The organism is Bacillus cereus group sp. BfR-BA-01350 (assembly GCF_022663775.1).
Classification (GTDB): Bacteria; Bacillota; Bacilli; order Bacillales; family Bacillaceae_G; genus Bacillus_A; species Bacillus_A paranthracis.
In genome coordinates this window covers 1-25,860 of sequence record NZ_JAKUGD010000009.1, presented here as the reverse complement: position 1 = coordinate 25,860, position 25,860 = coordinate 1, and the positions used below count along the sequence as shown (strand labels likewise).

Genomic DNA, 25,860 nt, shown 5'->3' with positions numbered 1-25,860 from the left:
GATATGAGCACAGATAGGATTAAGGGGTCAATCTTATATGCTTTGCATATCCACGACAGGTACATAGCTGAAAGAGAAATATTAGAGTCTGTTTATGTAATTTTTAAGGAAAATGTTTTTCCTATTGTCGTATATGCAATATGGAGAAACAATAAGCTAGGAGTGGATTTGTTTGATAAAAAACCCCAAGGTTTTAATATTAACTGCACATTACGGAAACGGTCATGTGCAAGTAGCGAAAACATTAGAACAAACATTTCGCCAAAAAGGAATTAAAGATGTAATTGTATGCGATTTGTTCGGAGAATCACATCCGGTTATAACCGATATTACAAAATATTTATATTTAAAAAGTTATACAATAGGAAAAGAATTGTACCGCTTGTTTTATTATGGCGTAGAAAAAATTTATGATAAAAAAATAGCATCTTGGTATGCTAATTTTGGAAGAAAACGTTTGAAATTACTTTTACAAGCGGAGAAACCGGATATTGTTATTAATACTTTTCCGATTATAGCTGTACCAGAATTAAAAAAGCAAACAGGTATTTCAATTCCTGTGTATAACGTATTAACGGATTTTTGTGTGCACAAAATATGGATTCATCGGGAAGTAGATCGTTATTTTGTAGCAACTGATCACGTAAAAAAAGTTATGGTTGATATTGGTGTGCCTGCGGAGCAAATTGTTGAAACTGGAATTCCGATTCGTAGTAGTTTTGAGTTAAAGATCAATTCAGATATTATATATAATAAATATCAGTTATGTAAGAATAAAAAGATTTTACTAATTGTAGCAGGTGCTCATGGAGTATTAGGAAGTGTAAAAGAACTATGCCAATCATTTATGTCAGTACCTGATTTACAAGTAGTTGTCGTTTGTGGGAAAAATGAAGCGTTAAAACAGGATTTGTTAGGGTTACAGGAAAAAAATCCTGATGCATTAAAAGTATTTGGTTATGTAGAAAATATTGATGAACTATTCCGCGTTACTTCTTGTATGATTACAAAGCCAGGCGGTATTACGTTAAGTGAAGCGGCAGCATTGCAAGTACCTGTCATTTTATATAAGCCTGTTCCAGGACAAGAAAATGAAAATGCGATGTACTTTGAAAGAAAAGGGGCTGCAGTTGTCATTCGTGATGATAGTGAGGTTTTTGCAAAAACAGAGGCGTTATTACAAGATGATATGAGGCTTCTTCAAATGAAAGAAGCGATGAAAAGCATTTATCGTCCAGAGCCAGCTGATCATATTGTGGATACAATTTTGGCAGAAAACCATGTAGAACCGAATCATATACCTATTAAATCACCTGCTCTTGCACAATCATTTACTTAATATGAAACCCTCTTTTGTATGTTTAAAGAGGGTTCTTTATTATTTTCGAAGATAAAGACTTATCCACATGAAGATTGCGTATTTATTAAACATTAAAGTCGGAATATTAACAACTATATCCACATCATCCACAATTTTTAGAAAAATATCCACAATTCTAACATTTGATGTGCGCTACAACATAAAAGCTGGTGAAGGGTTTGTATAATTTATTAACAATTCTATCAATTCTGTGGATAACGTTATCCACAGAAAAAAGGTTCCTTATTTATAAGGAACCTTTTTTCTACTCTATCACGTAGAAAAAATATGTAATGAGAATGAATAATTAGGGGGGAGAACTTCTAATTATTCATTCTCACTTTAAATACTTTTCGAGCGATAACCCGCTGCGCGATCTGCTTTACGAAATTCTCGTTGGTAAAGAACTTCTTGTGTACTAGATAATGCGTTTTTTGCTTTATCACGTTTCTTTTTATCCATTACAAATCACCTCGTGTCCTAAAGTTACTATCTATCGTTTCCAGAGACATGGGGTGATATACGTATATATCAAAATGTTAATGGTTAATTATTATTTCTGAAAATTTAGATTATGCTTCTTTTAAGTGATGAGAATCTTGGAACGTTGTATCTCGCATTGTAGCAAGTGTATATTGATCTTTTGGAATTTCATATAAGTTATATACTTCTTCATTTGCGTTAATTTCATCATAAACGGCTTTTCTTGTTTCGTTTGCTAGATTTACATATTGTAATTTTTCTGCAGCTTTAATAGAACGAATATTTATTTTGCGAATACGCATAAAGATCGTTTCAATATCTAACTCGTAGAAAAGTTCGCTAAAAAATGAATCTTTTGCCAATTTATTGTAGCCTTTTCCGTGATAAGGTTTGCCAAGCCATGTTCCAAGGAATCCGGCTTTTTCTTGCACATCAAATAAAGTAATTGTTCCGATAGGGTTACCCCATTCATCTAAAATTGTGCGTGAAATTAATTCCCCACGCTCTTCAGCTTCAATCGTTTGTTTCGTTAAAAATAAATATTCCTCATAAGAATAAGCCTTTTGACGCACAAAAGGGAAGACAGCTGGATCCACCATTAACTCGTATAGAACGTGGCTGTCGTGTAAGTCGCGTTTTTTCAACATACTAACTCCTCCTCACACGAGGGTAGCATGACGAAAAAACACCCCACCCTCGAAATTTTTATATCAATCTTTAAAAAATTTCGGGGTGGGAATCGAACCCACTAGAACCAGTTTCTAACGCTGGTGGCGCACCATTTGCCTTCCCCATTCATCAATTTGAAAATGATAATCACGACACAAATTGATTATGGTTTCATTCAGTTTATAATCGTATAATACTTTATCTAGTCAAAAAAATAAACTAGTTTTTTTTATTTTTTTTGTAAATTATTTTTCCATCAATCATAGTTAGTACAGGCTTGGCTAAATAATGGAAAGGATGATGGGTCCAGAGCACAAGATCAGCGTCTTTTCCAGCCTCAATGCTTCCAATTCTATCCTCTAAACGTAAATTTCGCGCTGGAAATATAGTGATTCCTTCTAGTGCAGTTTTTTCGTCTAATCCTTCCCTTACTGCGACAGCAGCACAAACATTTAAATATTGAATGGGTGTATAGGGGTGATCTGTTGTGATGGAAACTTCCACTCCATTTTTTGATAATATATGGTAAGTATCCCATGTTTTATTTTTTAGTTCGATTTTAGAACGGCGTGTAAGCGTGGGGCCAACTGAAACCTTCAAATTGTGTTTTGAAAGTTCTTCAACAATAAAGTGTCCTTCTGTACAATGTTCAATACGTAAATCAAGATTGAACTCTGTTGCAAAGCGTAGAGCAGAACTAATATCATCTGCTCTGTGAGCGTGGATACGTACGGGTATTTCACGGCGTAATGCTTTTAAGATAGGAAGCATTCGAAAATCAGCTTCATGCCCGTAGTGCTGTGCTTCATAGAATGATTCCCGAAGTAATCCCATAATTCCCATACGCGTAATGGACTCTTTTGTGCCATTACTATGGACCTTTTTAGGATTTTCTCCAAAGGCAATCTTTAAACCAGCAGGTTCTTGGATAATCATATGATCAATACAAGTTCCAGCTGTTTTTATTACACAAGTCGTACCACCGATAATGTTTTGACTTCCTGGCATAACGTGAACAGTTGTAATTCCATTTTGTACCGCATCTTGAAATGCAATATCCAAAGGGTGGATTCCGTCTAAAGAACGGATATGTGGTGTTGAAACTTCAGACGTTTCATTTGCATCATTGCCAGCCCAACCAGTACCTTCATCATAGAGACCAAGATGGGTATGGACATCAATAAATCCAGGTAAGAGATGAAGAGCACGTGCGTCTATAACTGTCATATCTTGAGTAGGTTGAATGGAAGGCTTGACCTCAGCAATTTTTTCTCCTATAACGAGTACATCCCCTTGAAATTTTTGGGATGTAATAGGATAGACAATGGCTTGTTTGAGCAATATTTTCATAGGTACCTCATTTCTGTTACTTTATAATGTTAATGGAATGTAAGGGAAAGTAACTGAAAGATTATTTGTGTAATAATGCTCCGGATGCTAGAAAATAAAAGTTTTGAAAGGGCCCTCTGTAAAACTGTGTTTTAGAAGTACTACATTGTATGCGAAAGTATATTTTGTAATGCATGGTCTATTGACGGAAATGTGTATTGATACCTATACTCAATTGCTTTACTAGGTAATACATGTTGCCCTTCTAGTACAAGTATGCTCATCTCGCCTAATAAAGCACGAAGCATAAATGAAGGGACAGGTAACCAATGAGGTTTTTTTATTATAGTTGCAATGATTTCTCCAAATTCCTTCATTCTTATAGGATCAGGAGCTGTAATGTTAAGCGGTCCATCAATTTCTTCTTTGTGTATGATGAAATCAATCATGGAAGCGACATCGTCTATATGAATCCATGATAACCATTGATTTCCAGATCCAACTGTACCTCCGATATAGAATTGATAGGGAAGTAGCATTTTGGGAAGGGCTCCTCCGTCTGGACCTAATATAACTCCGAATCTTGCGTAGATTGTCCGTATTCCGAGAGCACGTGCTTTAGATGCTTCTTGTTCCCATGAATATACTGTATTTGCTAAAAAGTCATTTCCAGGAGTCACATGCTGTTCTGTAAAAGACTCGGTTTCAGACGTTCCATAGTATCCAATTGCACTTGCGTTAATAAATGTGTGTGGTTTTGTAGGGAGTGCCTGCAATTGTTTAATGAGTCCTTTTGTTGTTTGAATTCTACTGTTTAAAATGACTTTCTTTTGTTTCTTTGTCCATCTACTATTAATAGACTCTCCAGCTAGATTAATAACTACATCAATAGAAGAGAGGGGGAAGGTTTGCAAATCTGGTGTCCATTGCACATACTGAAGGTTAGGGTGAGAAGTTTCAGTAGTTTCTTTTCTTGTGAGAATGTAAACCGTATATCCTTTTTGAATAAAAAAAGTAGAAAGGTATGTGCCGATAAAGCCGGTACCACCAGAAATTGCGATTTTCACAATTATTTCCTCCTCATTATATATATTCTTGAAAAGCAAAAACGTTCCTCGACTATGTTAAAATAATAGAGAGGTGAGAGTATGGCTGTCATTACAAAAATAGAAGTGCAAAAACGATCGAAAGAACGGTTTAATATTTATATCGATAAAGGTCAAGGGGAAGAATACGGATTTAGTGTGAACGAAGTAATCTTAATAAAACACGGATTACAAAAAGGCTTAGAAATTGATGAAATAGCGTTAGGAAATATTTTGTACAATGAAGAGGTACAAAAAGCATATTTACAAGCAATCTCCTATTTATCCTATCAAATGAGAACGAAACTAGAAATAGAAGATTTCTTACGAAAAAAAGAAGTAGGACAAGCCATCATCTCTGAAGTCGTTTCGAAATTATTACATGACCGATATATTAATGATAAAGAGTATGCTATTTTATATACGAGAACGCAAAGTAATGTGAATCGAAAAGGTCCAACGGTTATTAAAAGAGAGTTGTTAAATAAAGGTATTCAGGATTTAATTATTACGCATAGTTTACAAGAATATCCAAAGGAAAAGCAAATTGAGAATGCTTTAATTCTTATAGAAAAGAAGAAAAAGTCTTATCAAAAGCATTCCTTTTTACAAATGAAGCTAAAGTTAGACGAAATGCTTGTTCGTAAAGGATATTCTAGAGATGTGATTCAAATTTGTTTGGAAGAATTGAAAGACGAAAAAGATGACGAAAAGCAACAAGAAGCGTTACACTATCATGGGAATAAATACTATGAGAAATATAAGAAGTATGATGGATGGACATTTGAAAATAAGATGAAACAAGCGTTATATCGTAAAGGATTCTCTATTGATGAGATAGAGATATTTTTGCAAATGAAACGCGAAGAGGGGTGAGGGAATAAAATGAATATGCCAAAACGCTACAGTGAAATGACACCATATGAGCTAAGGGAAGAAATTGGGGTTTTGAAAGAGCAAGCAATAAAAGCTGAGCAACTTGGAATTGTAAATGAGTTCGATGTATTAATGCGAAAGATAGCAATGGCTCGCGCTTATATGACTGACATAAACAAATTCCATATTGGTGAAACGTATGAATTAGTAGAAGAACCTGGTATATTATTTGAAATTACGTATTTCAATGGGGTATTTGCTTGGGGACATAAGCAAAATGATAATGAAGAGATTGGAATACCGATTTCTTTATTGCAAGAAAAATAAAAACCAGAGAGCGAATATCTCTCTGGTTTTCATCTTTGGTAGGCGTTACAGGAGATAGGAGATTCTAAAATTGGCGTTTTTTACATTCATTCGCCAATATAATGAGAGACTGGGTTTGTTGCGTCTGTCCGTTAACTTGCGCTTTTGCATGTTTCGGACGAGTCCACGTATGGTTAAATAATTCAGAACGACTATCTAAGCGATCACGGTAGCTCATCTTTATCACCTCGTGTAGGAAGTTAAGTTACTTTGTTACTACTCTTCCTGCTGATTTGCAGCACGCATACGTTCTTGTGGGTGCGTGTTAATTGTGCCGTTAGGTCGTTTCGAAGCGAAGCGTGATTTCGCTTTCGGTTGACCGTCGATTTTGCTGTTGTTTTTTGACTCAGACCAAAATTCGGCTTGTTTACCCATTGCGAACGCCCTCCTCATCATCAGTTGATACCTCTTGAAGAAGTATCAATTATAGAATGTGCAAAATAGAAGAAACTATCCTTTAGAAATGAAGGGATAATTAGGTAAAGGAGACTAGAACATGAATGATATTTATGAAGCATTAACGAAAGAACTATTAGACAAAAATGACAAGCTTTCTTACGCACAAGCGCGTGCTTGGGTTGAATTACTGTGGGAAGATTTTCAAACGACTTATGCGAAATCAGGTCGTTATCAAGGAGAAGAAATGACTGAACAAGTTGTGCGATCATGGATTAATAATCATGGAGGACGCCTTCATGAAATGCGTACAAATAATCCGAAATATAGCCATCTAATCAATCAAGAAGATCATTTGAAACATTAAAAAAAGCGACTGAAGTCGCTTTTTTTAATGTGGAAGTAACTCCAGTTTTTTTCGAAGTTTTTCTTCACTAAAAATCCATCCTGTATAGGAACTAATAATATTTAAATTATGATCGAGTTGAACGATCGCAACGAATGGATAATAGTCTTTACTACGATATCGCAAATCAATGAATCGAACTTCATAATAATGATCATAATCGAAAATGTCCCAGCGATATACAGGGGAGAAAGATAAAAATGCTGAGATGTTTTCATCTTGTTTAGCTGCGCGCATAATAGCATTATCTGGGAACGGTACCCGATCGAACTTATCATAGATCATAATGTTACCACGATGCCATCTAGCAACGTAGTAATAATCGGTTGTAACGACTGCTAAATGATAATGATAAAATCGATAAGAAGGAGAAATGATTATCTTCTCAACATTTTTGAAACGTTTTTGTACAACACTTCTTATATTTCTATGCATCATAATCCGTCCGATGTAGTAAACAATCATTAATATATACGCTGCTAAGGCAGTATATCCTTTATGGGAACCTACGAGCATACAAGCAATTGCGAGTATATGGATAAAGAAAATGACGGTATCAAATGTATTAATGATGCCGAGCGCTACCCATTTTTTTGTGAAGGGCCGTAATGCTTGTGTACCGTAGGCATTAAAAATATCTACAAAGACATGAAGAAAGACGGCAATAAAGGACCAAAGTAGTAGATGCAAATATGGAGCGTCTGAAAAGAAGGCGAAAGAGATGCCACTTATAAGGAAAGACCAAAGAATCACTGCAGGAATGGAATGAGTAATCCCACGATGATTTCTTATATATTTAGCGTTATTACGCAATTTTAAAACTGTATCGATGTCAGGAATATTGGAGCCGGCAATTGTAGCAAGCATAACTGCTTGTGGCCCAATATCACTTTGTGCTATGGCTGGATCTAACGTGGCCAAACTGCCTAGAGTAACGCCCATAACAAGGTGAGTGGCTGTGTCCATAGAAATCCACCTCCGTTTTTTATTAATGTAACTCTTTTTATTCGATACCTCAAGTCCTTTGCCTTCTATTTCCTATGTCATCTTACTTAAATTTTTTCCTAAAATCTTTATAATAGTACTTATATGCAAAAAAATGAGGGGGACCAAGTTTGACACTTGAAATATTAAATAATTTTAACATAGAGCAGTTTCAAAATGATTTAATTGGTTGGTTTGAAAAAGAGCAACGCGACTTACCGTGGCGTAAAAATAAAGATCCATACCGTGTTTGGGTTTCGGAAATTATGTTGCAGCAAACTAGGGTAGAAGCTGTAAAACCATATTACGCAAATTTCATGGGGAAGTTTCCTACTCTAGAAGCTTTGGCAAATGCTGATGATGAAGAAGTGTTAAAAGCATGGGAAGGTTTAGGCTATTATTCTAGAGCGCGAAATTTACATGCAGCCGTAAAAGAAGTAAAAGAAGTATATGGCGGGATTGTGCCAAGTGATGTAAAGAAGATTGAGAAATTAAAGGGAGTCGGTCCCTATACAAAAGGTGCTATTTTAAGTATCGCATATGGTATACCAGAGCCGGCAGTTGACGGAAATGTTATGCGTGTATTATCTCGCATTTTATCAGTATGGGATGACATTGCAAAACCGAAAACGAGAAAAGTGTTTGAAGAGATTGTGCGTGAAATTATTTCGGCTGAAAATCCATCTTATTTTAATCAAGGTTTGATGGAATTAGGAGCACTGATTTGTATTCCTAAAAATCCAGCATGCTTACTTTGTCCTGTACGTGAGCATTGCAGGGGATATGCTGAAGGTGTTCAAAAGGAATTACCAGTAAAAAGTAAAGCGAAAGCCCCTACGATGGTACCGATCGTTGCAGGAGTACTTCAAACTGAAGATGGTCGTTACGTCATTAATAAACGTCCAAGTACCGGTTTATTAGCTAACATGTGGGAGTTTCCGAATATTGAACTTGGCGAAGGGATTCGAAGTCAGAAAGAACAGCTTACAGATTATATGAAAGAAAAATTTGAGCTCTCGATTTCTATTGATGAATACGCAATGAATGTACAACATACATTTACACATCGCACATGGGATATATTCGTATTTTACGGAAAAGTAACTGGTGATATCGTTGAAACAGATACATTGAAATTTGTATCGAAAGAAGCATTTGAGCAGTTACCTTTCTCTAAATCGCATCGTACGATTTATGAGAATTGTGTTGAGAAAATTACAATGCAATAAAGTGAAACTTTAATCAGTGGGGGTTTTCTTCATCCCCCACTGATGATTAGCCCTCACCAATCGGACTTTAATGGGCAGCTCGACCCCCACCTTACTTCTTTTCTTTCGCTGCATTTTGAGGTGGGGGTCTTACTGCCCATTAAAGCGGGATAAACAAAAAAAGTGTTCCCAGGTTGGGAACACTTTTTTAATCGTAAGAAATTTTTGTCCCATGAGTCCAACTAGCATCACCTTCTTGTAAGCCGCCTCTTGATTCAATTTCTATTACAATTTCTTTGTAGATACTTTGACCTTCTGCATTTAAATACGGCAGAATCTGTTGTAATGAATGATGAAAATAAGCCAATTCATCTTCTTTCCACTCATTTTTTGAAATCATCGTTAGTTCAGTCATATCGCGTCCTATATACATATTTCCACCTCCATTTTCTATAGTTTAAATGAGTGACAAGAGATATATACGGAGATTAAAAAAAGAAAATCACGGATAGCTTCTAAGTGAATTGGTTACATTATTGGTTGTGGAGGTGAGAAAGATGAGTAAAAAACAACAAGGTTATAACAAGGCAACTTCTGGTGCTAGCATTCAAAGTACAAATGCTAGTTATGGTACAGAGTTTTCAACTGAAACAGATGTGCAAGCAGTAAAACAAGCAAACGCGCAATCAGAAGCAAAGAAAGCACAAGCTTCTGGTGCACAAAGTGCAAACGCTAGTTATGGTACTGAATTTGCAACTGAAACAGACGTGCATGCTGTGAAAAAACAAAATGCACAATCAGCTGCAAAACAGTCACAATCTTCTAGTTCAAATCAGTAATGAAAGAAAAACACTTCTCTAATTCGGGAGAAGTGTTTTCTTTGTGCATGGGTCTTGGTAATGAAAATAAAGCGAACGACATAACTTCTAATAAGTCAACAAATGTAGTCAAAGGAGAAGGAAGTTAAAGATTAGAAATATGTAATGAGGAATAATAAATGATAAATAAGTCCAAAAGGGGGTAAGTAATGAACGATTTTGATAAGTTGGTAGGAGAGCAATTGGAAACGATGGATGAGTTGTTGAAGTTACAAGCTCACCTAGAGAAGTATCAGCAAATTGAAATGAGCGAAAAGGATACGTGCGATAAAAAGGAATTACATTTTATTCGCCAAGAAATATATAGAACAGAATTAGCGCTCAAGCTATTACATGAGAAATTTGAAGAGCAAACAAATAGTGTGATTCAATCTTTTGAAACTGAAAAAATGATTTCAAATTTAGGATAAGATATATCGTTACCTTTAGGTGAAAGGTCCTTCTTTACATGGAAATGAGGAAGGACTTTTTTTATTCTCATTTCCTTGTTTTGCCCCGTAACCTAAGAAGATTAGGATTATGGTATTCAGTGTGAAAAATAGAGCCTTGGCGCTTTAGTTTTAAAATTTCGACAAAAAAGTTATAATAGAAAAAAAGTGAATGCAGCTCAAAGGGCATTTGCAGTTGAAAGAAGGGAGCATATATGGGATTTCCCAAAGAAGGAGAAAAAGTACAAATACATAGTTATAAACATAATGGCTCCATTCATAGAATGTGGGAAGAGACAACGATTTTAAAAGGGACACAAAGTCTTGTGATCGGAGCAAATGATCGTACAGTAGTGACGGAATCAGATGGCCGAACATGGATTACTCGTGAACCAGCAATTTGTTATTTTCATGCAAACTATTGGTTTAATGTAATTGGAATGTTAAGAGAAGAGGGAGTATATTATTATTGTAATTTAAGCTCACCTTTTGCATATGATTCTGAAGCATTAAAGTATATTGATTATGATTTAGATATTAAAGTGTATCCAGATATGACATATACGCTTTTAGATGAAGATGAGTATGAAAAACATAGTCAAATTATGCAATATCCACCTGTAATTGATACGATTTTAAAACGAAATGTAGCACAACTAACACAATGGATTCATCAAAGAAAAGGGCCATTCGCACCAGACTTTGTAGATATGTGGTATGAGAGATATTTAATGTACAGAAATTAAAACAAACCTGCAGGGGATTTCCCCGCAGGTTTGTCCTATTAGAGGGGGGATTATGTGCAAGGTATAAAAAGATATTTGCAATTTGTTAAACCATATCGATGGCTTATTGCTATTACGATTATGATTGGTCTAGTTAAATTCGGCATCCCGCTTATTATGCCGTGGTTATTAAAATATATTATTGATGATGTCATTCAGGGCGGAGGGTCACTTCAAGATAAGACGTCCCAACTAGTAACAGCGATTGGGATTGCTTTTTTTATTTTTGCAATGTTAAGACCACCGATTGAATATTATCGTCAATATTTTGCGCAGCGTATCGCAAATACAATACTATATGATTTGCGAAAACATATTTTTGGTCATTTACAAAAGTTGAGTTTACGCTATTATTCGAATACAAAAACAGGGGAGATTATTTCACGTGTCATTCATGATGTAGAACAAACGAAGGACTTTGTAATTACTGGTTTGATGAATGTTTGGTTAGATACGGCAACAATTGCTATCGCTATTATTGTTATGTTTTCTATGAATATAAAATTGACATTTGTTGCGCTATTAATTTTACCTATTTATGTAGTAGCAGTGAAATATTTTTTCGGGCGTCTTCGTAAATTGACGAAGGAGCGTTCACAAGCGTTAGCAACGATGCAAGGATATTTACATGAACGTATTCAAGGGATGCAAGTGACACGTAGCTTTGCATTAGAAGAGTATGAGGGGAAGCAGTTTGAAAAAAGAAATAATGAATTTTTGACGAAAGCGTTAACGCATACGAGTTGGACGGCGAGAACATTTTCGGCAGTAAATACGTTAACAGATTTAGGGCCGTTACTTGTAATTGGTTTTGCAGCATATGAAGTGATTCAGGGGCAGTTAACATTAGGGACTATGGTTGCTTTTGTCGGATATATGGATAGTTTGTATAGTCCGCTTCGCCGCCTTGTTAATTCATCTACGACATTAACGCAGTCTTTTGCATCGATGGACCGAGTGTTTGAACTATTAGATGAAAAATACGATATTGTGAATGTGCCAAGTGCGGTACAAACGAAAAAATTAAATGGTGAAGTGATATTTGATAATGTATCTTTTCGTTACAATGCGGATGAAAAAGAGGTATTACATAACCTTTCGGTAACTATGTTACCAGGAGAGAAGGTAGCACTTGTAGGAGCGAGTGGAGGAGGGAAGTCATCTCTTGCTAGTTTAATCCCGCGTTTCTATGATGTTTCTTCAGGCGCAGTGTATGTAGATGGGATAGATGTCAGAAAGTATGATATGAGAAATTTACGTAGTCATATTGGAATTGTACTGCAAGATAATTTGTTATTTAGCGATACAATCGGGGCGAACATTTTATATGGAAATCCGAAAGCTACAGAGGAAGAAGTAATTGCAGCTGCCAAAGCTGCGCAAATTCATGATTTTATTATAGAGTTACCTGATGGTTATGATACTGTCGTTGGGGAACGTGGTGTGAAGTTATCTGGTGGTCAAAGGCAACGTGTAGCGATTGCACGAGTGTTTTTAAAGGATCCATCATTACTTATATTAGATGAAGCGACTTCCGCTTTAGATTTAGAAAATGAACGATATATTCAAGAGGCGCTTCAGACGTTAGCTGCTGATCGAACGACAATTATAATTGCACATCGATTGGCGACGATTACGCATGTGGATACGATTATTTACATTGAAGATGGTGAAATTAAAGAGACAGGTTCTCATGAAGAATTAATGAAAAAAAGAGGATATTATTACAACTTATATCAACTTCAACATATAACAGAAACAGCTCCTTTAGCGTAAAAGGAGCTGTTTTTTATTCGTCTTCTTTTTTATCATCGATTTTAAGTTCTGCTTCTGGTTTATGGTATGTGTAGAAGCTATCCACAAGTAAATCTAAATGCTCTACTTCTTCACTATAGTTAATAATGGCAGAAATAAGAGGGAAGAGATGTAGCCATGTTTTATATGCTTCTTCATCGTCTTTGTTTTGATATTCCATAAAGATATCAATTAATTCTTGTTTACCTGTTTCAACCTCATCAAGCATTTCAACAGATTGTTGTTTTTTTGCTTTACCAATAAATTTTAATAAAACTTGTTCATGATAATGTGTTAATGAGTCAAGTTCGTTCTGGATAGATTCCTGAAATTCTTCTGGCATATAGCGCAGTTCGTTTTCAGTACGATGTAATGATTTTAACGTACTTAAAGCACGGCTTGTCGTAGCTAACATTTGTCTGAATAAAACGAGCTTACGAATTTTTGCGAACTGTACTTTTTTCGTATAACTTCTTTCTTCTTTATACAGCAAATAGTAATGGTTTAATTTGATCATTTTTTCTTTCATACGATCAATATCAGTTTTTAGCGTTGTAAAATCCGAAGCTTGCCTGCTATTCATTCGAATCCATTTTACAATTTCTTCTGTGTTATCAACGATGCGATGATATAGCTTTGTTTCGTATTTTGGCGGCATAAATACTAAATTTACAAGTGAAGCGGCAATAATACCAACCATAATCGTCGCAAATCGAAGTAAGGCAAAACTAAAGAAATCTTCACCCTGATATTCCATAATAGCGATAACAGTTACTAAAGCGATTGATATTGTGTTTTCTAATCGTAATTGCAATGTAAGAGCAATTACTAATATACATGTTAATCCAATAATAAAAGGATTATGTCCAAAAGCAGTAGCGAATGCGATAGCGAATACCGCACCAATGACGTTTGCTTGAATTTGTTCAAGTGCAGTTAAATACGAACGGTATACAGACGGTTGAACAGCGAAGATAGCTGAGATTCCCGCAAATACCGGACTCGGTAAGTTAAGTAAAATACAAGCAAATAAAGCTAGTGTGATGGCAATACCCGTTTTTAAAATGCGAGCACCAAGTTTCATACCCTAAATAAGATCCTTTCTCTTGTCATAATGAATGTACAACATGATACTATACATTCATTACAATATGTTAGCAAGTGATATTTTAGTGACGTTAATAAGAAATTAAGATTCATTTTATACTTTTTCCTAATTCTTTTGAAACATCAATTTTTAGTAAAAAAACCTGCTGAATTTCAGCAGGTTTCAAATTGTTACTATAGATTACTATGAGAAGTGTACTTCGTCAATTTTTTTTCTTGAAGATGAAAAATAGGCATATCACTCTGTTGAGATAGATGGATCAGCCTGCTCTTTTTTCGGAATGATTTCAAAAAACTGTTGCTGCATATCATCGAGTAACGGTGTTAACAAAGCAACTTCTTCATATTGCTCATGTTCATTTAATACACGGATATAATCTAGTAATAACTCGGTCACATCTTGCACACCATTTTTACTAATTGGTTGTAATGTAACATTTGCTCCTTTTGCGATTCTTCTTTTTAAGGCCTGTTCTGTTAAACCTAAGCTTGAATCATGACGTAAATAAACAACGCCGCCAGTCATACCAGCACAGATCCATGGGCCAGGATCCCCTAAAACAAGCGCTCGCCCATTTGTCATATATTCAAAAGCAAAACCTTTAATATTAGAGTATGCGCCTATATTCCCTTGCTCTTTTTCTCGGAGTGGCTTCGTCATGCGCCCTCCAATTATCATGTCTGCTCCAGAGAGACGAATGCCAGCGCGAGCATCAGCGTTACCTTGAACGTATAACGCTCCTTTTTGTGCACCGTATCCAAAACCTTTTCCGACAGAACCGTTATAATATAGGTCATCTTTTCCTTTTGCTTTCGTTATATAAATACCACCACCAAAGGAGGTTTTACCAATACCATCTTGTGCACCGCCATTTACATGTATAAATAAATTTTCACTATTGTAAGCACCTAATCCATTTCCAGGAATCGAGCCATTCGTATACTTTAATGTAAGTGGTTCAAGTTTTGTATCTTCATATAATTTACTACGAACGCGATAGCAAGATTCTAGACCGCCCATAACGCGTTGCTCTACACCAACGCCTACTAATTCTTTTGAATGAGGGGAATGAACTGTTTCAAATTGTTTTTCAGGCATCTGTTCCGTGTTTGTAACAGATGGATGTTCTATCGTTTGTAGTAAATTACATAAGTTTAATAATTTTTTGCCTCTAACTTGCTCTAATAAATCGGAACGTCCGACAATTTCTTGTAAATTTGTATAGCCAAGATTTCCTGTTAATCGTTTTAGTTCTTCGCCAAAAGTAGTGAATAAATGTAATAATCCAGCCACGGCACTTTCTAGTTCGCGCGGGACGAAGCGGCGTAATCCGTGTTCTTTCGCCTGAGCTTCAGATTCAATTTGTGTTGCAATTCCAACGTGACAAGTATCTAGATGACATCCGCGGCAAGTTGTACAGCCGATTGCAATCATGGATAATGTACCAAATCCAATGCGATTTGCCCCAAGAAGCATGATTTTTAAGGCATCATTCACACTTCGAATACCACCGTCAGCCCAAATTTCTACGTTATGTCTCATATTTGCTTCTAATAAAGCATTGTGAGCGGCTTTCACACCAATTTCTACAGGAAGGCCTACATGCTGCAATGCGTGAATACGTGCAGCACCTGTACCACCATCAAATCCGCTAATGTTAATAAAATCAGCACCAGCTTTTGCGATGCCAACAGCAATTGTTCCAATATTAGGGACAACAGGAACCTTTACAGCTACTTTCGCAAGTTGATTAGCCGTTTTAATTTCTGTAATCATTTGAGCTAAATCTTCAATGGAATAAATATCATGGTTGTTCGAAGGTGAAATTAAATCTGAGCCAATTGTTGCATTACGTGCTTCGGCGATTTTGGCTGTTACTTTTGAACCTGGCAAATGTCCACCTTCACCAGGCTTTGCGCCTTGCCCAATTTTTATTTCAATTAAGTTTGATGAATTTAGTAGTTCGGCGTTTACGCCAAATCGCCCAGATGCAACTTGTTGTCCACGTGTATGTGGATATTTTCCAATCATATCTTTAATTTCGCCGCCTTCACCGTTCAAGCTAATCATATTTAGCTGGTCGGCCGCTTCTGCATATGCACGAAAGGCAATTTCATTTTGAGAGCCGAATGACATGGAACTAATAATAAATGGTAAATCATGATTTTGAATACTGATGGACACTTCTTCAGCCGGAACGACATGTTTTGTTTCTTTCGTTTGAACAAGATGTCTAATTGCGATTGGGTTATTTTCTTCTAATTCACTTAATTTTTCACGGTAATCATCATAAGAGTTTCCCTTTGCAACATCGCCGATTGCTTTCCAAATTCGTGGGAATATATGAAAAGATTTTCGCATTCTAACTTTAGGATTGTTATAATCGTTCGCTCGCATTTGTGCATCTTCAGCAAGTGATTCAAGAGAAAAAGCTAAATCATTTGAACCTAAGAAATTTGTAATTTGCAATATATTTGCGATTTCCTCATGTAATCCAATAGAAGAATAGAGGCGACCGTAACCACGCAATTCATGAATTCCAATTGTTGAAATGACTTTTTCCAGTCCCTTATTAAGTGCATTGTATAAATTCATAATTGGTGTTTTTGTCCCATCATTTACGGTTGCAAATAATAAATAGGGATTAATACTATCTGCTCCTAATCCATACAGTGTGACGATATCGTGTAAGGAGCGAAGGGCACCCGAACGTATAACGAGAGAGCAGTTTCGGCGTAATTTATTTTCGCTTAATACTTGATGTACTTTCGCGGTAACTAAATGCGGATCAATCCATAATCGTCCATTTAGGTGAGCATCAGCATCGTCTATTAATAATAGGGAAGCTCCATCGTTCACGGCTGTTATCGCTTCAGAGCTAATTCGACTTAAGGCATATTGTAAAGTTTCTGCCTGACTGAATGTAGCAGAGATTGTAGCGATAGAGCTATGAGTATTGAATAGTTGTATAAGTTGCTCGTACGTAATTGTGTGTAATTCTTCTACAATAGATTGTGCTACACTTCCTTCTAAAATGATTGGGGAAAGCATCTCAACTACAAATGGCTGTTTAGCATCAGCCAATAAACTTGGACGTTTGCCAAGTATCGTTCGTGTGGAGAAGTGTTCAACTTCTCGATCGCGATCGATTGCTGGATTTGTAACAACAGCTACACTTTCCTTAATGAAGTCAGCGATATTCCGTCTATCAGTATCAAGTGCAGCGAGTGGTGAGTCATGCCCAAGTGAGCGAATTGGTTCAACACCTTTTGTTGCCATCTGTTCAAGAAGCTGAATATGTTCACGATCCCATCCGAAAGCAACGTATTGTTTTGTGTCAACTTGCATAGAATCACATAATCCTTGGATTTCTTTCGTTTCAGGGGTAGATAAGTTTAAATGATAATCTTTAGTATCCACTCGTTTTTTAAAACGGTCATATACTTGAGCTTGGTATTTGTCATATTCATAAAGAACAAGCTCATCTTGTTCATTCCACTTTAGTCCGACTTTCTCCCCTGGAGCGAGTGGTTTTGGTTCTGCTACATATTCAGTTGGGGATACAACTCCAGGTTCAGAAGAGAAAATATAAGAGCTTTCTGTCTCTACTTTCCATACTGGTCGTAGCCCGAGGGAATCCACGCTGAAAACAGCTTCATCTTTATAACGTGAAATAATGCCAGCTGGACCTTGTGCAAAATGGCCCCATGCTTCACGTATATACGTATATAAATCTTGTAAATGTGGTTCATAAAGTTTAATTTCATTAATAATTGGCGGGAATAGTATATCCATTGCTTCAAATAAACTGTAGTTGTATTGAACAAGTAGGGTTTCTAAGGTGCGGTTTAAATCTTGGGAGTCACTGCCCCCAGCAGTAAGTGGAACATGAATCATTTCAGCTTGATCGCGTAATTTTGCAATTGTGTTAATTTCACCATTATGTCCGAGGATACTAAATGGTTGTACACGAAAGAAGTTAGATAATGTATTAGTAGAATAGCGATTATGTCCTAGTGTCATAGTTGAAGCAATAAGTGGGTGTTGTAAATCATTGTAATAGGCAACAAGTGTATCCCCAGCACCGAGAACTTTATATACAACGTGATCACGACTTAAGGAAGCAACATGAATCGCTTCATTTTCTTCTATTTTTATCGTTACTGTAAATAATGTTTGCTCAATATTTGCAACTTCATTTTCTGCGATAAGAGCAACTTGCCAAAATAAAGGTTCTTCTTGTTTACCAAGTGGACCGAGTGCATCGGAGTTTATTACATCATCACTTTCGAAAAGAATTGTAAAGTTTTCGTTGTTTAGTTGTGTACGAATATGATTTTTTAAATTAACTATATTTTCGTTTTTGTTTAGAAAAAAATGTCCAACGATAAAGTGGGGATGATCCACGATCGTTGGATTATATCCGCTACTTTTTAATTTTTCATTCCAAAGTGATTTTGGTACATCAATGTGAATACCGATTCCATCGCCTTCGCCATTAATGAAACCAGCTCTATGATTCATTTTGACGAGCGATTGTATGCAAAGATCAATATTTTCTTTTGTAGGAATTTTTCGTTTCTCCATAACGGAAACGATTCCACACGCATCGTGTTCCGCATTTTTGTAATCTCGAAATAAAGACGGTGTCCATGTGTTTGTTTTATTGAGCATCCGTCAATCCCCCCTCTTATGAAAGTTTGAATAATCTTACTATTTGAGGCGTGAGCAGCCTTGTATACAAAGATAGTAAGGATATAAAATAAAATTAAACAGATAATTATGAATAATTATACTATTAATGAGGAATTTATGAAATAGAAAAAAGGAAAAAAAGAAAGGTGTGCTTTCTTTTTTCCTTTTAATGGCGGGATTATTTATTGTTTGCTAAAGCAGCAAATGCTCTACCTACAGCTTCAATTGTATATTCAATATCTTCTTTTGTATGTTCTGTCGTTAAGAACCATGCCTCGTATTTAGAAGGTGCTAAGTTAATTCCTTCTTGCAGCATAAGCTTGAAGAATTTACCGAACATTTCTCCGTCTGTATCTTGTGCTGCATCGTAATCTTCAATTGTATTTGTTGTGAAGTATACAGTTAAAGCGCCTTTTAGGCGGTTTAATGTAATATCGATATTATGTTTTTCAGCCTGCTCTAAAATTCCTTTTTCAAGCATTGCACCAAGTTCATCTAATTTTTCATAAAGCCCTTCTTGTTGAAGAACTTCTAGACAAGCAATACCAGATGCCATAGAAGCAGGATTTCCTGCCATTGTACCAGCTTGATATGCAGGTCCAAGAGGGGCAACTTGTTCCATAATTTCTTTCTTACCACCGTAAGCACCGATTGGAAGTCCGCCGCCAATAACTTTACCAAGCGCTGTTAAGTCTGGTGTTACGCCAAGTAAGTCTTGAGCACCACCGTACATGAAGCGGAAAGCAGTAATAACTTCATCATAAATTACTAGTGCACCAGCTTCGTGAACAAGTTCATTCACTTTCTCAAGGAAGCCAGGTTTTGGCTCTACAATACCGAAGTTTCCAACGATTGGTTCTACAAGAATAGCTGCTACTTCATGTCCCCATTTATCTAATGCTTCTTTTAAAGTTTCTACATTATTAAATGGAACGGTAATAACTTCTTGAGCGATACTTTGTGGTACACCCGCTGAGTCAGGAGTTCCTAGTGTAGAAGGGCCAGATCCAGCTGCTACAAGTACTAAATCAGAATGACCGTGGTAACAACCAGCGAATTTCATAATTTTTGTGCGGCCTGTGTAAGCGCGAGCGACACGAATTGTTGTCATTACAGCTTCAGTACCAGAGTTTACGAAGCGGACTTTATCTAATGCAGGCATTGCTTCTTTTAACATTTTTGCAAATTTTACTTCTAGCGCTGTTGGAGTTCCGTAAAGTACACCATTTTCAGCAGCTGTTGTAATTGCTTTTGTAATGTGCGGGTGAGCATGTCCAGTAATAATAGGACCGTATGCTGCTAAATAATCGATATATTTATTTCCGTCTACATCCCAGAAATAAGCACCTTTTCCACGTTCCATAGCAACAGGAGCGCCGCCACCAACTGCTTTAAAAGAACGAGAAGGACTATTAACACCGCCAACGATATGTTCTAAAGCTTCTTTATGTAATGCTTCTGATTTTGTGAATTTCACTACCATTCATCTCCTTACAAAAATCTATGTATTATTCTAACATGTTTTTCGAAAAGACGTATTGTTTGTGATAGAGAAGGCAGTTGGGTAAACTATTCGTTGTGACATTTAGGAAGGGGGTCCGGTTATGAAATCGGTAATTGAGGTACAAGGGTTACGTAAAGAATTTACAGCCTATTCAAGTCGTCCAGGTTTAAAGGGTGCATTTCGCGATTTATTAAATCGTAATTATAAAATAGTGCCAGCAGTAAATGATGTATCTTTTACTGTGAAACAAGGTGAAATGGTTGGATATATCGGTGAGAATGGTGCTGGTAAATCAACGACAATTAAAATGCTTACGGGGATTTTGACTCCGACATCAGGAGACATTTTAGTAAACGGGATGAACCCGCATAAGCAGAGGGAAGAATTTGTAAGAACGATTGGTGTTGTTTTCGGACAACGCTCACAGCTTTGGTGGGATATTGCGGTACAAGAATCGTTTCGTTTATTAAAAAAAGTGTACGGTGTATCAGACGCTCAGTATAAAGAACATATGGAGCACGTGATCGAAACGTTAGATATTGGTCCTTTATTAGATAAGCCAGTTCGAAAGCTATCTTTAGGTCAAAGAATGCGTTGTGAATTAGCGGCGGCATTAATTCATAATCCGCCGTTATTATTTTTAGATGAACCAACAATTGGGTTAGATGTACTTGTGAAATTGAAAATACGTGAATTTTTAAAAGAAATGAATGAACGTTATAAAACAACGATTTTATTAACAACTCATGATATTACTGATATTGAAGCTTTATGTGAGCGCGTTATCATGCTGGATGAAGGCAATATTATGTATGACGGTTCTTTAAATAATCTTCGTACGCAGTGGGGAGCAGAGAAAGAAATACATTTTCAGTTTGTCGCACCAGTTTCTTATCAGGATTTATCAATGGTTATGCCAGATAGTCATGTCGTTTGGTCGAAAGCGAAAGAGGAAAACGCGTGGATTGCCAAAATACCGAATGAAGAAGTTATTATTTCAATGCTTATTTCTAAAGTGGTACAAGCCTTTCAAATTAAAGATTTAAAAATTAACGAAGTGTCTACAGAGGAAATTATTCGTAACATTTATGAGGAAGGTATTAAACATGGGTAAGTACATTGAAATGATTCGAATTCGCTTTTTAATGATGCTTGCGTATCGTACAAACTACTATAGCGGGATTTTAATTTATACAATTAATATCGGCGCATATTATTTTTTGTGGCAAGCAATTTATAGCGGAAAAGAGAATATTGAAAGTTTATCTATTTCGCAAATGACTACGTATATCGCAATTGCGTGGATGGCACGTGCTTTTTATTTTAATAATATAGACAGGGAAATTGCGATGGAGATTCAAGAAGGACGTGTAGCGGTAGAACTGATACGTCCATATAACTATTTAGGGATGAAAGTGATGCAAGGTCTTGGTGAAGGAATATTTCGCTTTGTCTTCTTTTCAATTCCGGGTATGGTCATCGTTACCTTATTATTTTCATTGCAAATTACAACGAACTTTCAAACGTGGTTATATTTCTTCTTATCTTTAATATTTAGTTTTATTATTAATACACAAATTAATTTAATGACGGGAATGCTCACATTCTTCTTATTTAATAATAGCGGAATTATGTATGCAAAACGTGTTGTTATTGATTTGTTTTCAGGTCTATTATTACCAATTAGTTTTTATCCGTTATGGGCCCAAAAGGCAATGATGTTTTTACCGTTTCAGGCCATTAGTTATATTCCGAGTATGATTTTTTCAGAAGGTATACAAGGAAGTAAATTGTATGAGGCATTATTATTCCAAGTAATTTGGGCAATTGTCCTTATTATTCCAATTGTACTCATGTGGAGAACGGCGAGAAAACGTCTAATTGTACAAGGGGGATGATGAGATGATATATATAAAACTATTTTTGCAATATGCAAGCCAATATATAAAAACAAAATTGGAGTATCGGGGCGATTTTATCGTTGGATTACTTTCTGATTTATCACTACAGGCTGTTAATTTAATTTTTATTCTCGTTGTGTTTGGACATACGCAAGCATTAAAAGGTTGGAGTAGAGAAGAAGTCATCTTTATTTATGGTTTCTTTTTAGTGCCGTTTGCCATTTTCTCAGCTTTCTTTAACATATGGGACTTTAATGATCGTTACATTATTAAAGGAGAAATGGATCGCATATTAACGAGACCGATTCATAGTTTATTTCAAATTATTTTAGAAAGAATGGAGCTTGAATCTTTAATTGGAGCGATTACGGGAATGATTGTAATGGGCTACGCAGCAGTGGAGTTGCAATTATCTTTTTACTGGTACGATATCTTCTTATTCTTGTTGATGGTAGGAGGGGGCGCACTTGTATACGGAGGGATATTTGTTACGCTTGCAAGTCTTGGTTTTTGGTCGGACGCGAAAAGTTCGATTATGCCGCTAATGTATAACATAGGGAATTATGGCCGCTATCCTGTTAATATTTATAACCGTGTGATTCGCTTCATTTTAACGTTTGTCCTACCATTTGCGTTTGTCGGAGTGTATCCAGCAGCGTACTTTTTAAGAAAAACAGAGTGGAATAGCTATGCATTTGCAACACCGCTCGTTGGTGTTATCTGTTTTACGATTGCAATTACTCTTTGGAATCAAGGGGTAAAAAGGTACCGTGGTGCAGGGAATTAATTATAAAAGCTTGTTTGTTTCTAAGGGATAAATCTAATGGCTGTCTCATACATATAAAATGAGGTGGAGGACATGTTATGGGGATTTATTCTATTAATTGCAGCAATTGCTATTTTGAGGAGTGTCCAATTATTATGGAGTTCCTATTCAGATTCAACGCGTTTTTTTTCGCTGTATAATTTAGCTACATTATTTTTGATTTATACAACAGTATTGATTGCATTTGGATTAAGTTACGTTGTATTAGAGGAAATGGGTTTTGCAGTTTTGAAAGAGGATGGAGAAAGCTTAAACGCTCACTCTTTTCAACTCGTTGAAATTTGTTTATATTTTAGCGCAGTTACTTTATTGTCTGTTGGATATGGTGACATATCTCCGATTGGAATTGGGCGATGGATTGCGATTGGAGAAGCGCTAATTGGATATACATTACCGTTTGCTTTTGTAATGAGGTCTGTAACAGACAATGAAAAATAAGGAAGCATTTGTTATAGTAAAAGAAAAGAGTAGGAGTGATAACAATGATCACAGTAGGAGAAATGGCTCCAGAATTTACATTAGAGGGAAGTAACGGGGAACAAGTTCGCTTGGCTGATTTTCGTGGTAAAAATGTAGTTCTATATTTTTATCCGAAAGATATGACTCCAGGGTGTACAACTGAAGCATGTGATTTTCGAGATGCATATGGATTATTTCAAGAGAAGGACACGGTTATTCTTGGAGTGAGTCCGGATTCGGCAAATAGACATTTGAAATTCATTGAGAAGCATGAACTTCCATTTACACTTTTAGTAGATGAGGATCATAAAGTAGCAGAATTATACGATGTTTGGAAATTGAAAAAGAACTTTGGGAAAGAGTACATGGGAATTGAGCGCTCTACATTCCTTATTAATAAAGACGGTGAGCTTGTAAAAGAGTGGCGTAAAGTGAAAGTGAAGGGACATATTGAAGATGTTCTTTCTTATATAAACTAAATCCATTGTGGAGATAAAATATATAGAAGTAAGGCGAGTGTCTATACATATTTTATTGTCTTACATAAAGTGAAGTGTAGGGCATACCTCCTCAGATGATAGTATTCCAAGTGCGATTATGTCGCACTTTTTTTCTATTGTAAATGCATAAAAAATAGGGAAAGATACATAAGAATAAGGCTATATACAAAAATAAACCACATACTTATAGTAGAAATATTGACGATTTATAAGAAAAGGAGTACACTCTTTATAAGAATTATAAAATAATAATCCGTATAGAATCGGGGTGCATGACGGTGGTCAAAGAAGAATTAAAAGAAGCGCTAGAAATGCTGAAAAATACGGGTGTACGCATTACTCCACAGCGTCATGCTATTTTAGAGTACCTTGTGGAATCAATGACGCACCCAACAGCGGATGATATTTATAAAGCATTAGAAGGTAAGTTTCCAAATATGAGTGTTGCAACTGTCTATAATAACTTACGTGTATTTAAAGAGGTTGGGCTTGTAAAGGAATTAACTTATGGAGACGCTTCAAGTAGATTTGATTATGTTACAAGTCAACATTATCATGTGATTTGTGAAAAATGTGGTAAAATTGTTGATTTTCCTTATGGAGGTTTGGAACAACTTGAAGAGGAAGCTGCAAAAACAACAGGCTTCGTTATTAATAGTCATCGCTTAGAAATTTATGGCGTTTGTCCAGAGTGTCATAAGGCGTAATATATAATAAAGAAAGAGGCTGACGGATTTACGTCAGCCTCTTTCTTTATTATATATGGGAATTACGTTAGGTTCAGAAGGAGTTAAAATGTTCAGTGGAGGATTTAATTAAGGATAAATACAAAAGGTGATTTCTTAGTTAAGAAATCACCTTTTCATGTTTAGTTTTGTAAGGATGCATTGTCTCCGTATATACTTATGATTTATAGCTCTTCTTATTATATTTTTCATCAAATTCTTTTCCTTCTAGATTTCGATCCATTGTTAAAGGTTGGTTGCAATGCATACATGCGTCGACACGACCGAGCATTTTTGTAGGTTTATCGCAGCTTGGACAAATAATTTGTACAGTTTTAGTAGATAACATACCAATCCAAAAATAAACGACTGTACTAGCGATAACAGCTAAAAAGCCAACCATCATAAATGTTGTCATAATAATAATGTTCTCACGGAAAAAGACTCCTAAGTATGCAATGAAGAGGCCGATAAATACTAAACTTAATGCAAAGGTCCGGATTTTATTGATTTTGTTTGAATACTTAATGCTCATTCTCACCACGCTCCTATAACAATAATATAACATAAAATTTAGAATTTTCTATCGTGCAGAAATATGGTAAAGTGATAAGATATGAAATGCAGAAGGAAGGGAGATTATAATGATTTTTGAAATATGTTTTTAAACTTTTAACGGGATGTGAAATTTTTTTATAAAAAGTATTGACGATGTATGTACTGCATGATATATTAATAACCGTCGCTGATGCGGAAACGCAGAAAACGATAAAAAGAAATTAAAAAACTTAGTTGACATCGAAAAACGAAGATGTTAACATAAGGAAGTCGCAAATGAGCGGCTAAGTAGTTCTTTGAAAACTGAACGAAACAAACAACGTGAAACGTCAATTTTTATTTTGGATGCTAGACAAACTAACTTTATTGGAGAGTTTGATCCTGGCTCAGGATGAACGCTGGCGGCGTGCCTAATACATGCAAGTTGAGCGAATGGATTAAGAGCTTGCTCTTATGAAGTTAGCGGCGGACGGGTGAGTAACACGTGGGTAACCTGCCCATAAGACTGGGATAACTCCGGGAAACCGGGGCTAATAC

General features: G+C 36.0%; 27 protein-coding genes and 1 rRNA gene. 16 read left to right on the top strand and 12 right to left on the bottom strand.

Annotation, left to right across the window (positions count from 1 at the left end; genetic code table 11):
* Positions 1–172 precede the first annotated feature (172 nt).
* The gene (locus tag MR147_RS18855) at positions 173–1,339 is read left to right on the top strand and encodes a diglucosyl diacylglycerol synthase (protein WP_000594713.1); all 1,167 of its coding nucleotides are present in this window, start codon (positions 173–175) and stop codon (positions 1,337–1,339) included.
* A 363-nt stretch (positions 1,340–1,702) separates the two neighbouring features.
* Here the strand turns inward: MR147_RS18855 and MR147_RS18850 are convergent, their stop codons facing one another.
* The 4 genes from MR147_RS18850 to MR147_RS18835 all read right to left on the bottom strand — a co-directional run bounded on the left by MR147_RS18850 (position 1,703) and on the right by MR147_RS18835 (position 4,908).
* The gene (locus MR147_RS18850; RefSeq protein WP_000358480.1) at positions 1,703–1,822 is read right to left on the bottom strand and encodes a YfhE family protein; all 120 of its coding nucleotides are present in this window, start codon (positions 1,820–1,822) and stop codon (positions 1,703–1,705) included.
* Between the two features lie 110 nt (positions 1,823–1,932).
* On the bottom strand, positions 1,933–2,490 hold the full coding sequence (locus MR147_RS18845) for a GNAT family N-acetyltransferase (RefSeq protein ID WP_000914738.1): 558 nt from the start codon (positions 2,488–2,490) through the stop codon (positions 1,933–1,935).
* Positions 2,491–2,731: 241 nt separating this feature from the next.
* Entirely contained in the window at positions 2,732–3,862 is a 1,131-nt protein-coding gene (locus MR147_RS18840) for an amidohydrolase (RefSeq protein WP_000698303.1), read from the bottom strand.
* Between the two features lie 140 nt (positions 3,863–4,002).
* Entirely contained in the window at positions 4,003–4,908 is a 906-nt protein-coding gene (locus MR147_RS18835) for a TIGR01777 family oxidoreductase (RefSeq protein WP_242304619.1), read from the bottom strand.
* Between the two features lie 81 nt (positions 4,909–4,989).
* Between MR147_RS18835 and recX the strand changes: the two genes are divergently transcribed.
* Both recX and MR147_RS18825 read left to right on the top strand, forming a co-directional pair.
* Complete coding sequence (recX, locus tag MR147_RS18830) at positions 4,990–5,802, top strand: recombination regulator RecX (RefSeq protein WP_000268517.1); 813 nt, start codon at positions 4,990–4,992, stop codon at positions 5,800–5,802.
* Positions 5,803–5,811: 9 nt separating this feature from the next.
* Positions 5,812–6,129, top strand: coding sequence for a YfhH family protein (locus MR147_RS18825; protein ID WP_001057035.1), 318 nt, complete (start codon positions 5,812–5,814; stop codon positions 6,127–6,129).
* A gap of 64 nt (positions 6,130–6,193) precedes the next feature.
* Here the strand turns inward: MR147_RS18825 and MR147_RS18820 are convergent, their stop codons facing one another.
* Positions 6,194–6,346 (bottom strand): YpzG family protein, encoded by a 153-nt coding sequence (locus tag MR147_RS18820; protein WP_000122093.1) that lies wholly within the window; start codon positions 6,344–6,346, stop codon positions 6,194–6,196.
* Between the two features lie 38 nt (positions 6,347–6,384).
* Positions 6,385–6,543 carry a small, acid-soluble spore protein K gene (locus MR147_RS18815; RefSeq protein WP_000517891.1) on the bottom strand — a complete coding sequence of 53 codons (159 nt, stop codon included), beginning with the start codon at positions 6,541–6,543 and terminating at the stop codon, positions 6,385–6,387.
* 121 nt (positions 6,544–6,664) lie between these two features.
* Here MR147_RS18815 and MR147_RS18810 point away from each other — a divergent pair, with 121 nt between their 5' ends.
* Entirely contained in the window at positions 6,665–6,931 is a 267-nt protein-coding gene (locus tag MR147_RS18810) for a YfhJ family protein (RefSeq protein ID WP_000998157.1), read from the top strand.
* Between the two features lie 24 nt (positions 6,932–6,955).
* Here MR147_RS18810 and MR147_RS18805 read toward each other — a convergent pair whose 3' ends face one another.
* Entirely contained in the window at positions 6,956–7,936 is a 981-nt protein-coding gene (locus MR147_RS18805) for a metal-dependent hydrolase (RefSeq protein ID WP_000379131.1), read from the bottom strand.
* Positions 7,937–8,085: 149 nt separating this feature from the next.
* Here MR147_RS18805 and mutY point away from each other — a divergent pair, with 149 nt between their 5' ends.
* On the top strand, positions 8,086–9,183 hold the full coding sequence (gene mutY, locus MR147_RS18800) for an A/G-specific adenine glycosylase (protein ID WP_000171405.1): 1,098 nt from the start codon (positions 8,086–8,088) through the stop codon (positions 9,181–9,183).
* Between the two features lie 187 nt (positions 9,184–9,370).
* On the opposite strand, the gene MR147_RS18795 is transcribed toward mutY, so the two are convergent.
* On the bottom strand, positions 9,371–9,595 hold the full coding sequence (locus MR147_RS18795) for a hypothetical protein (protein WP_000275431.1): 225 nt from the start codon (positions 9,593–9,595) through the stop codon (positions 9,371–9,373).
* A 124-nt stretch (positions 9,596–9,719) separates the two neighbouring features.
* On the opposite strand from MR147_RS18795, the gene MR147_RS18790 reads away from it, so the two are divergent.
* From MR147_RS18790 to MR147_RS18775, 4 genes are all read left to right on the top strand, one after another.
* A complete protein-coding gene (locus MR147_RS18790; RefSeq protein ID WP_000039045.1) occupies positions 9,720–10,001 on the top strand; it encodes a gamma-type small acid-soluble spore protein in 282 nt (93 codons plus the stop codon).
* A 188-nt stretch (positions 10,002–10,189) separates the two neighbouring features.
* On the top strand, positions 10,190–10,450 hold the full coding sequence (locus MR147_RS18785; RefSeq protein WP_000997582.1) for a YgaB family protein: 261 nt from the start codon (positions 10,190–10,192) through the stop codon (positions 10,448–10,450).
* Between the two features lie 233 nt (positions 10,451–10,683).
* On the top strand, positions 10,684–11,214 hold the full coding sequence (gene ntdP, locus MR147_RS18780) for a nucleoside tri-diphosphate phosphatase (protein ID WP_000506628.1): 531 nt from the start codon (positions 10,684–10,686) through the stop codon (positions 11,212–11,214).
* Positions 11,215–11,268: 54 nt separating this feature from the next.
* Positions 11,269–13,029: an ABC transporter ATP-binding protein gene (locus tag MR147_RS18775; protein ID WP_242304618.1), complete on the top strand. Its 1,761-nt coding sequence runs from the start codon at positions 11,269–11,271 to the stop codon at positions 13,027–13,029.
* Positions 13,030–13,042: 13 nt separating this feature from the next.
* Here MR147_RS18775 and MR147_RS18770 read toward each other — a convergent pair whose 3' ends face one another.
* From MR147_RS18770 to hemL, 3 genes are all read right to left on the bottom strand, one after another.
* Positions 13,043–14,131, bottom strand: a complete 1,089-nt coding sequence (locus MR147_RS18770; protein WP_000765785.1) for an aromatic acid exporter family protein — start codon at positions 14,129–14,131, stop codon at positions 13,043–13,045.
* A 261-nt stretch (positions 14,132–14,392) separates the two neighbouring features.
* Complete coding sequence (locus tag MR147_RS18765; protein ID WP_074608202.1) at positions 14,393–18,829, bottom strand: glutamate synthase-related protein; 4,437 nt, start codon at positions 18,827–18,829, stop codon at positions 14,393–14,395.
* A 199-nt stretch (positions 18,830–19,028) separates the two neighbouring features.
* Positions 19,029–20,333 carry a glutamate-1-semialdehyde-2,1-aminomutase gene (hemL, locus tag MR147_RS18760; RefSeq protein WP_000260535.1) on the bottom strand — a complete coding sequence of 435 codons (1,305 nt, stop codon included), beginning with the start codon at positions 20,331–20,333 and terminating at the stop codon, positions 19,029–19,031.
* A gap of 121 nt (positions 20,334–20,454) precedes the next feature.
* Here hemL and MR147_RS18755 point away from each other — a divergent pair, with 121 nt between their 5' ends.
* From MR147_RS18755 to perR, 6 genes are all read left to right on the top strand, one after another.
* Positions 20,455–21,468 carry an ABC transporter ATP-binding protein gene (locus tag MR147_RS18755; protein ID WP_000843646.1) on the top strand — a complete coding sequence of 338 codons (1,014 nt, stop codon included), beginning with the start codon at positions 20,455–20,457 and terminating at the stop codon, positions 21,466–21,468.
* Positions 21,461–22,252 carry an ABC transporter permease gene (locus MR147_RS18750; protein WP_074608204.1) on the top strand — a complete coding sequence of 264 codons (792 nt, stop codon included), beginning with the start codon at positions 21,461–21,463 and terminating at the stop codon, positions 22,250–22,252. The genes MR147_RS18755 and MR147_RS18750 overlap by 8 nt, the downstream gene beginning before the upstream one ends.
* 4 nt (positions 22,253–22,256) lie before the next feature.
* Positions 22,257–23,042 carry an ABC transporter permease gene (locus tag MR147_RS18745; RefSeq protein ID WP_000639354.1) on the top strand — a complete coding sequence of 262 codons (786 nt, stop codon included), beginning with the start codon at positions 22,257–22,259 and terminating at the stop codon, positions 23,040–23,042.
* A 72-nt stretch (positions 23,043–23,114) separates the two neighbouring features.
* Positions 23,115–23,519 carry a potassium channel family protein gene (locus tag MR147_RS18740; RefSeq protein ID WP_000964351.1) on the top strand — a complete coding sequence of 135 codons (405 nt, stop codon included), beginning with the start codon at positions 23,115–23,117 and terminating at the stop codon, positions 23,517–23,519.
* Between the two features lie 44 nt (positions 23,520–23,563).
* Entirely contained in the window at positions 23,564–24,019 is a 456-nt protein-coding gene (bcp, locus tag MR147_RS18735) for a thioredoxin-dependent thiol peroxidase (RefSeq protein WP_074608205.1), read from the top strand.
* 299 nt (positions 24,020–24,318) lie between these two features.
* On the top strand, positions 24,319–24,747 hold the full coding sequence (perR, locus tag MR147_RS18730) for a peroxide-responsive transcriptional repressor PerR (protein WP_000237831.1): 429 nt from the start codon (positions 24,319–24,321) through the stop codon (positions 24,745–24,747).
* Positions 24,748–24,943: 196 nt separating this feature from the next.
* Here the strand turns inward: perR and MR147_RS18725 are convergent, their stop codons facing one another.
* Positions 24,944–25,300, bottom strand: a complete 357-nt coding sequence (locus tag MR147_RS18725) for a YgzB family protein (RefSeq protein ID WP_000025063.1) — start codon at positions 25,298–25,300, stop codon at positions 24,944–24,946.
* Between the two features lie 386 nt (positions 25,301–25,686).
* Between MR147_RS18725 and MR147_RS18720 the strand changes: the two genes are divergently transcribed.
* Positions 25,687–25,860, top strand: a 16S ribosomal RNA gene (locus MR147_RS18720); the annotation flags it as partial.

What these genes read in the sequence shown, in the direction of transcription:
- MR147_RS18770 (WP_000765785.1), bottom strand. Translation starts at nt 14,131, where the DNA reads ATGAAACTTGGTGCTCGCATTTTAAAAACGGGTATTGCCATCACACTA.
- hemL (WP_000260535.1), bottom strand. Translation starts at nt 20,333, where the DNA reads ATGGTAGTGAAATTCACAAAATCAGAAGCATTACATAAAGAAGCTTTA.
- MR147_RS18820 (WP_000122093.1), bottom strand. Translation starts at nt 6,346, where the DNA reads ATGAGCTACCGTGATCGCTTAGATAGTCGTTCTGAATTATTTAACCAT.
- MR147_RS18805 (WP_000379131.1), bottom strand. Translation starts at nt 7,936, where the DNA reads ATGGACACAGCCACTCACCTTGTTATGGGCGTTACTCTAGGCAGTTTG.
- MR147_RS18825 (WP_001057035.1), top strand. Translation starts at nt 5,812, where the DNA reads ATGAATATGCCAAAACGCTACAGTGAAATGACACCATATGAGCTAAGG.
- MR147_RS18740 (WP_000964351.1), top strand. Translation starts at nt 23,115, where the DNA reads ATGTTATGGGGATTTATTCTATTAATTGCAGCAATTGCTATTTTGAGG.
- MR147_RS18765 (WP_074608202.1), bottom strand. Translation starts at nt 18,829, where the DNA reads ATGCTCAATAAAACAAACACATGGACACCGTCTTTATTTCGAGATTAC.
- MR147_RS18745 (WP_000639354.1), top strand. Translation starts at nt 22,257, where the DNA reads ATGATATATATAAAACTATTTTTGCAATATGCAAGCCAATATATAAAA.
- MR147_RS18725 (WP_000025063.1), bottom strand. Translation starts at nt 25,300, where the DNA reads ATGAGCATTAAGTATTCAAACAAAATCAATAAAATCCGGACCTTTGCA.
- MR147_RS18785 (WP_000997582.1), top strand. Translation starts at nt 10,190, where the DNA reads ATGAACGATTTTGATAAGTTGGTAGGAGAGCAATTGGAAACGATGGAT.
- MR147_RS18850 (WP_000358480.1), bottom strand. Translation starts at nt 1,822, where the DNA reads ATGGATAAAAAGAAACGTGATAAAGCAAAAAACGCATTATCTAGTACA.
- bcp (WP_074608205.1), top strand. Translation starts at nt 23,564, where the DNA reads ATGATCACAGTAGGAGAAATGGCTCCAGAATTTACATTAGAGGGAAGT.
- MR147_RS18810 (WP_000998157.1), top strand. Translation starts at nt 6,665, where the DNA reads ATGAATGATATTTATGAAGCATTAACGAAAGAACTATTAGACAAAAAT.
- MR147_RS18795 (WP_000275431.1), bottom strand. Translation starts at nt 9,595, where the DNA reads ATGTATATAGGACGCGATATGACTGAACTAACGATGATTTCAAAAAAT.
- MR147_RS18750 (WP_074608204.1), top strand. Translation starts at nt 21,461, where the DNA reads ATGGGTAAGTACATTGAAATGATTCGAATTCGCTTTTTAATGATGCTT.
- MR147_RS18845 (WP_000914738.1), bottom strand. Translation starts at nt 2,490, where the DNA reads ATGTTGAAAAAACGCGACTTACACGACAGCCACGTTCTATACGAGTTA.
- MR147_RS18840 (WP_000698303.1), bottom strand. Translation starts at nt 3,862, where the DNA reads ATGAAAATATTGCTCAAACAAGCCATTGTCTATCCTATTACATCCCAA.
- MR147_RS18815 (WP_000517891.1), bottom strand. Translation starts at nt 6,543, where the DNA reads ATGGGTAAACAAGCCGAATTTTGGTCTGAGTCAAAAAACAACAGCAAA.
- MR147_RS18755 (WP_000843646.1), top strand. Translation starts at nt 20,455, where the DNA reads ATGAAATCGGTAATTGAGGTACAAGGGTTACGTAAAGAATTTACAGCC.
- ntdP (WP_000506628.1), top strand. Translation starts at nt 10,684, where the DNA reads ATGGGATTTCCCAAAGAAGGAGAAAAAGTACAAATACATAGTTATAAA.
- recX (WP_000268517.1), top strand. Translation starts at nt 4,990, where the DNA reads ATGGCTGTCATTACAAAAATAGAAGTGCAAAAACGATCGAAAGAACGG.
- MR147_RS18790 (WP_000039045.1), top strand. Translation starts at nt 9,720, where the DNA reads ATGAGTAAAAAACAACAAGGTTATAACAAGGCAACTTCTGGTGCTAGC.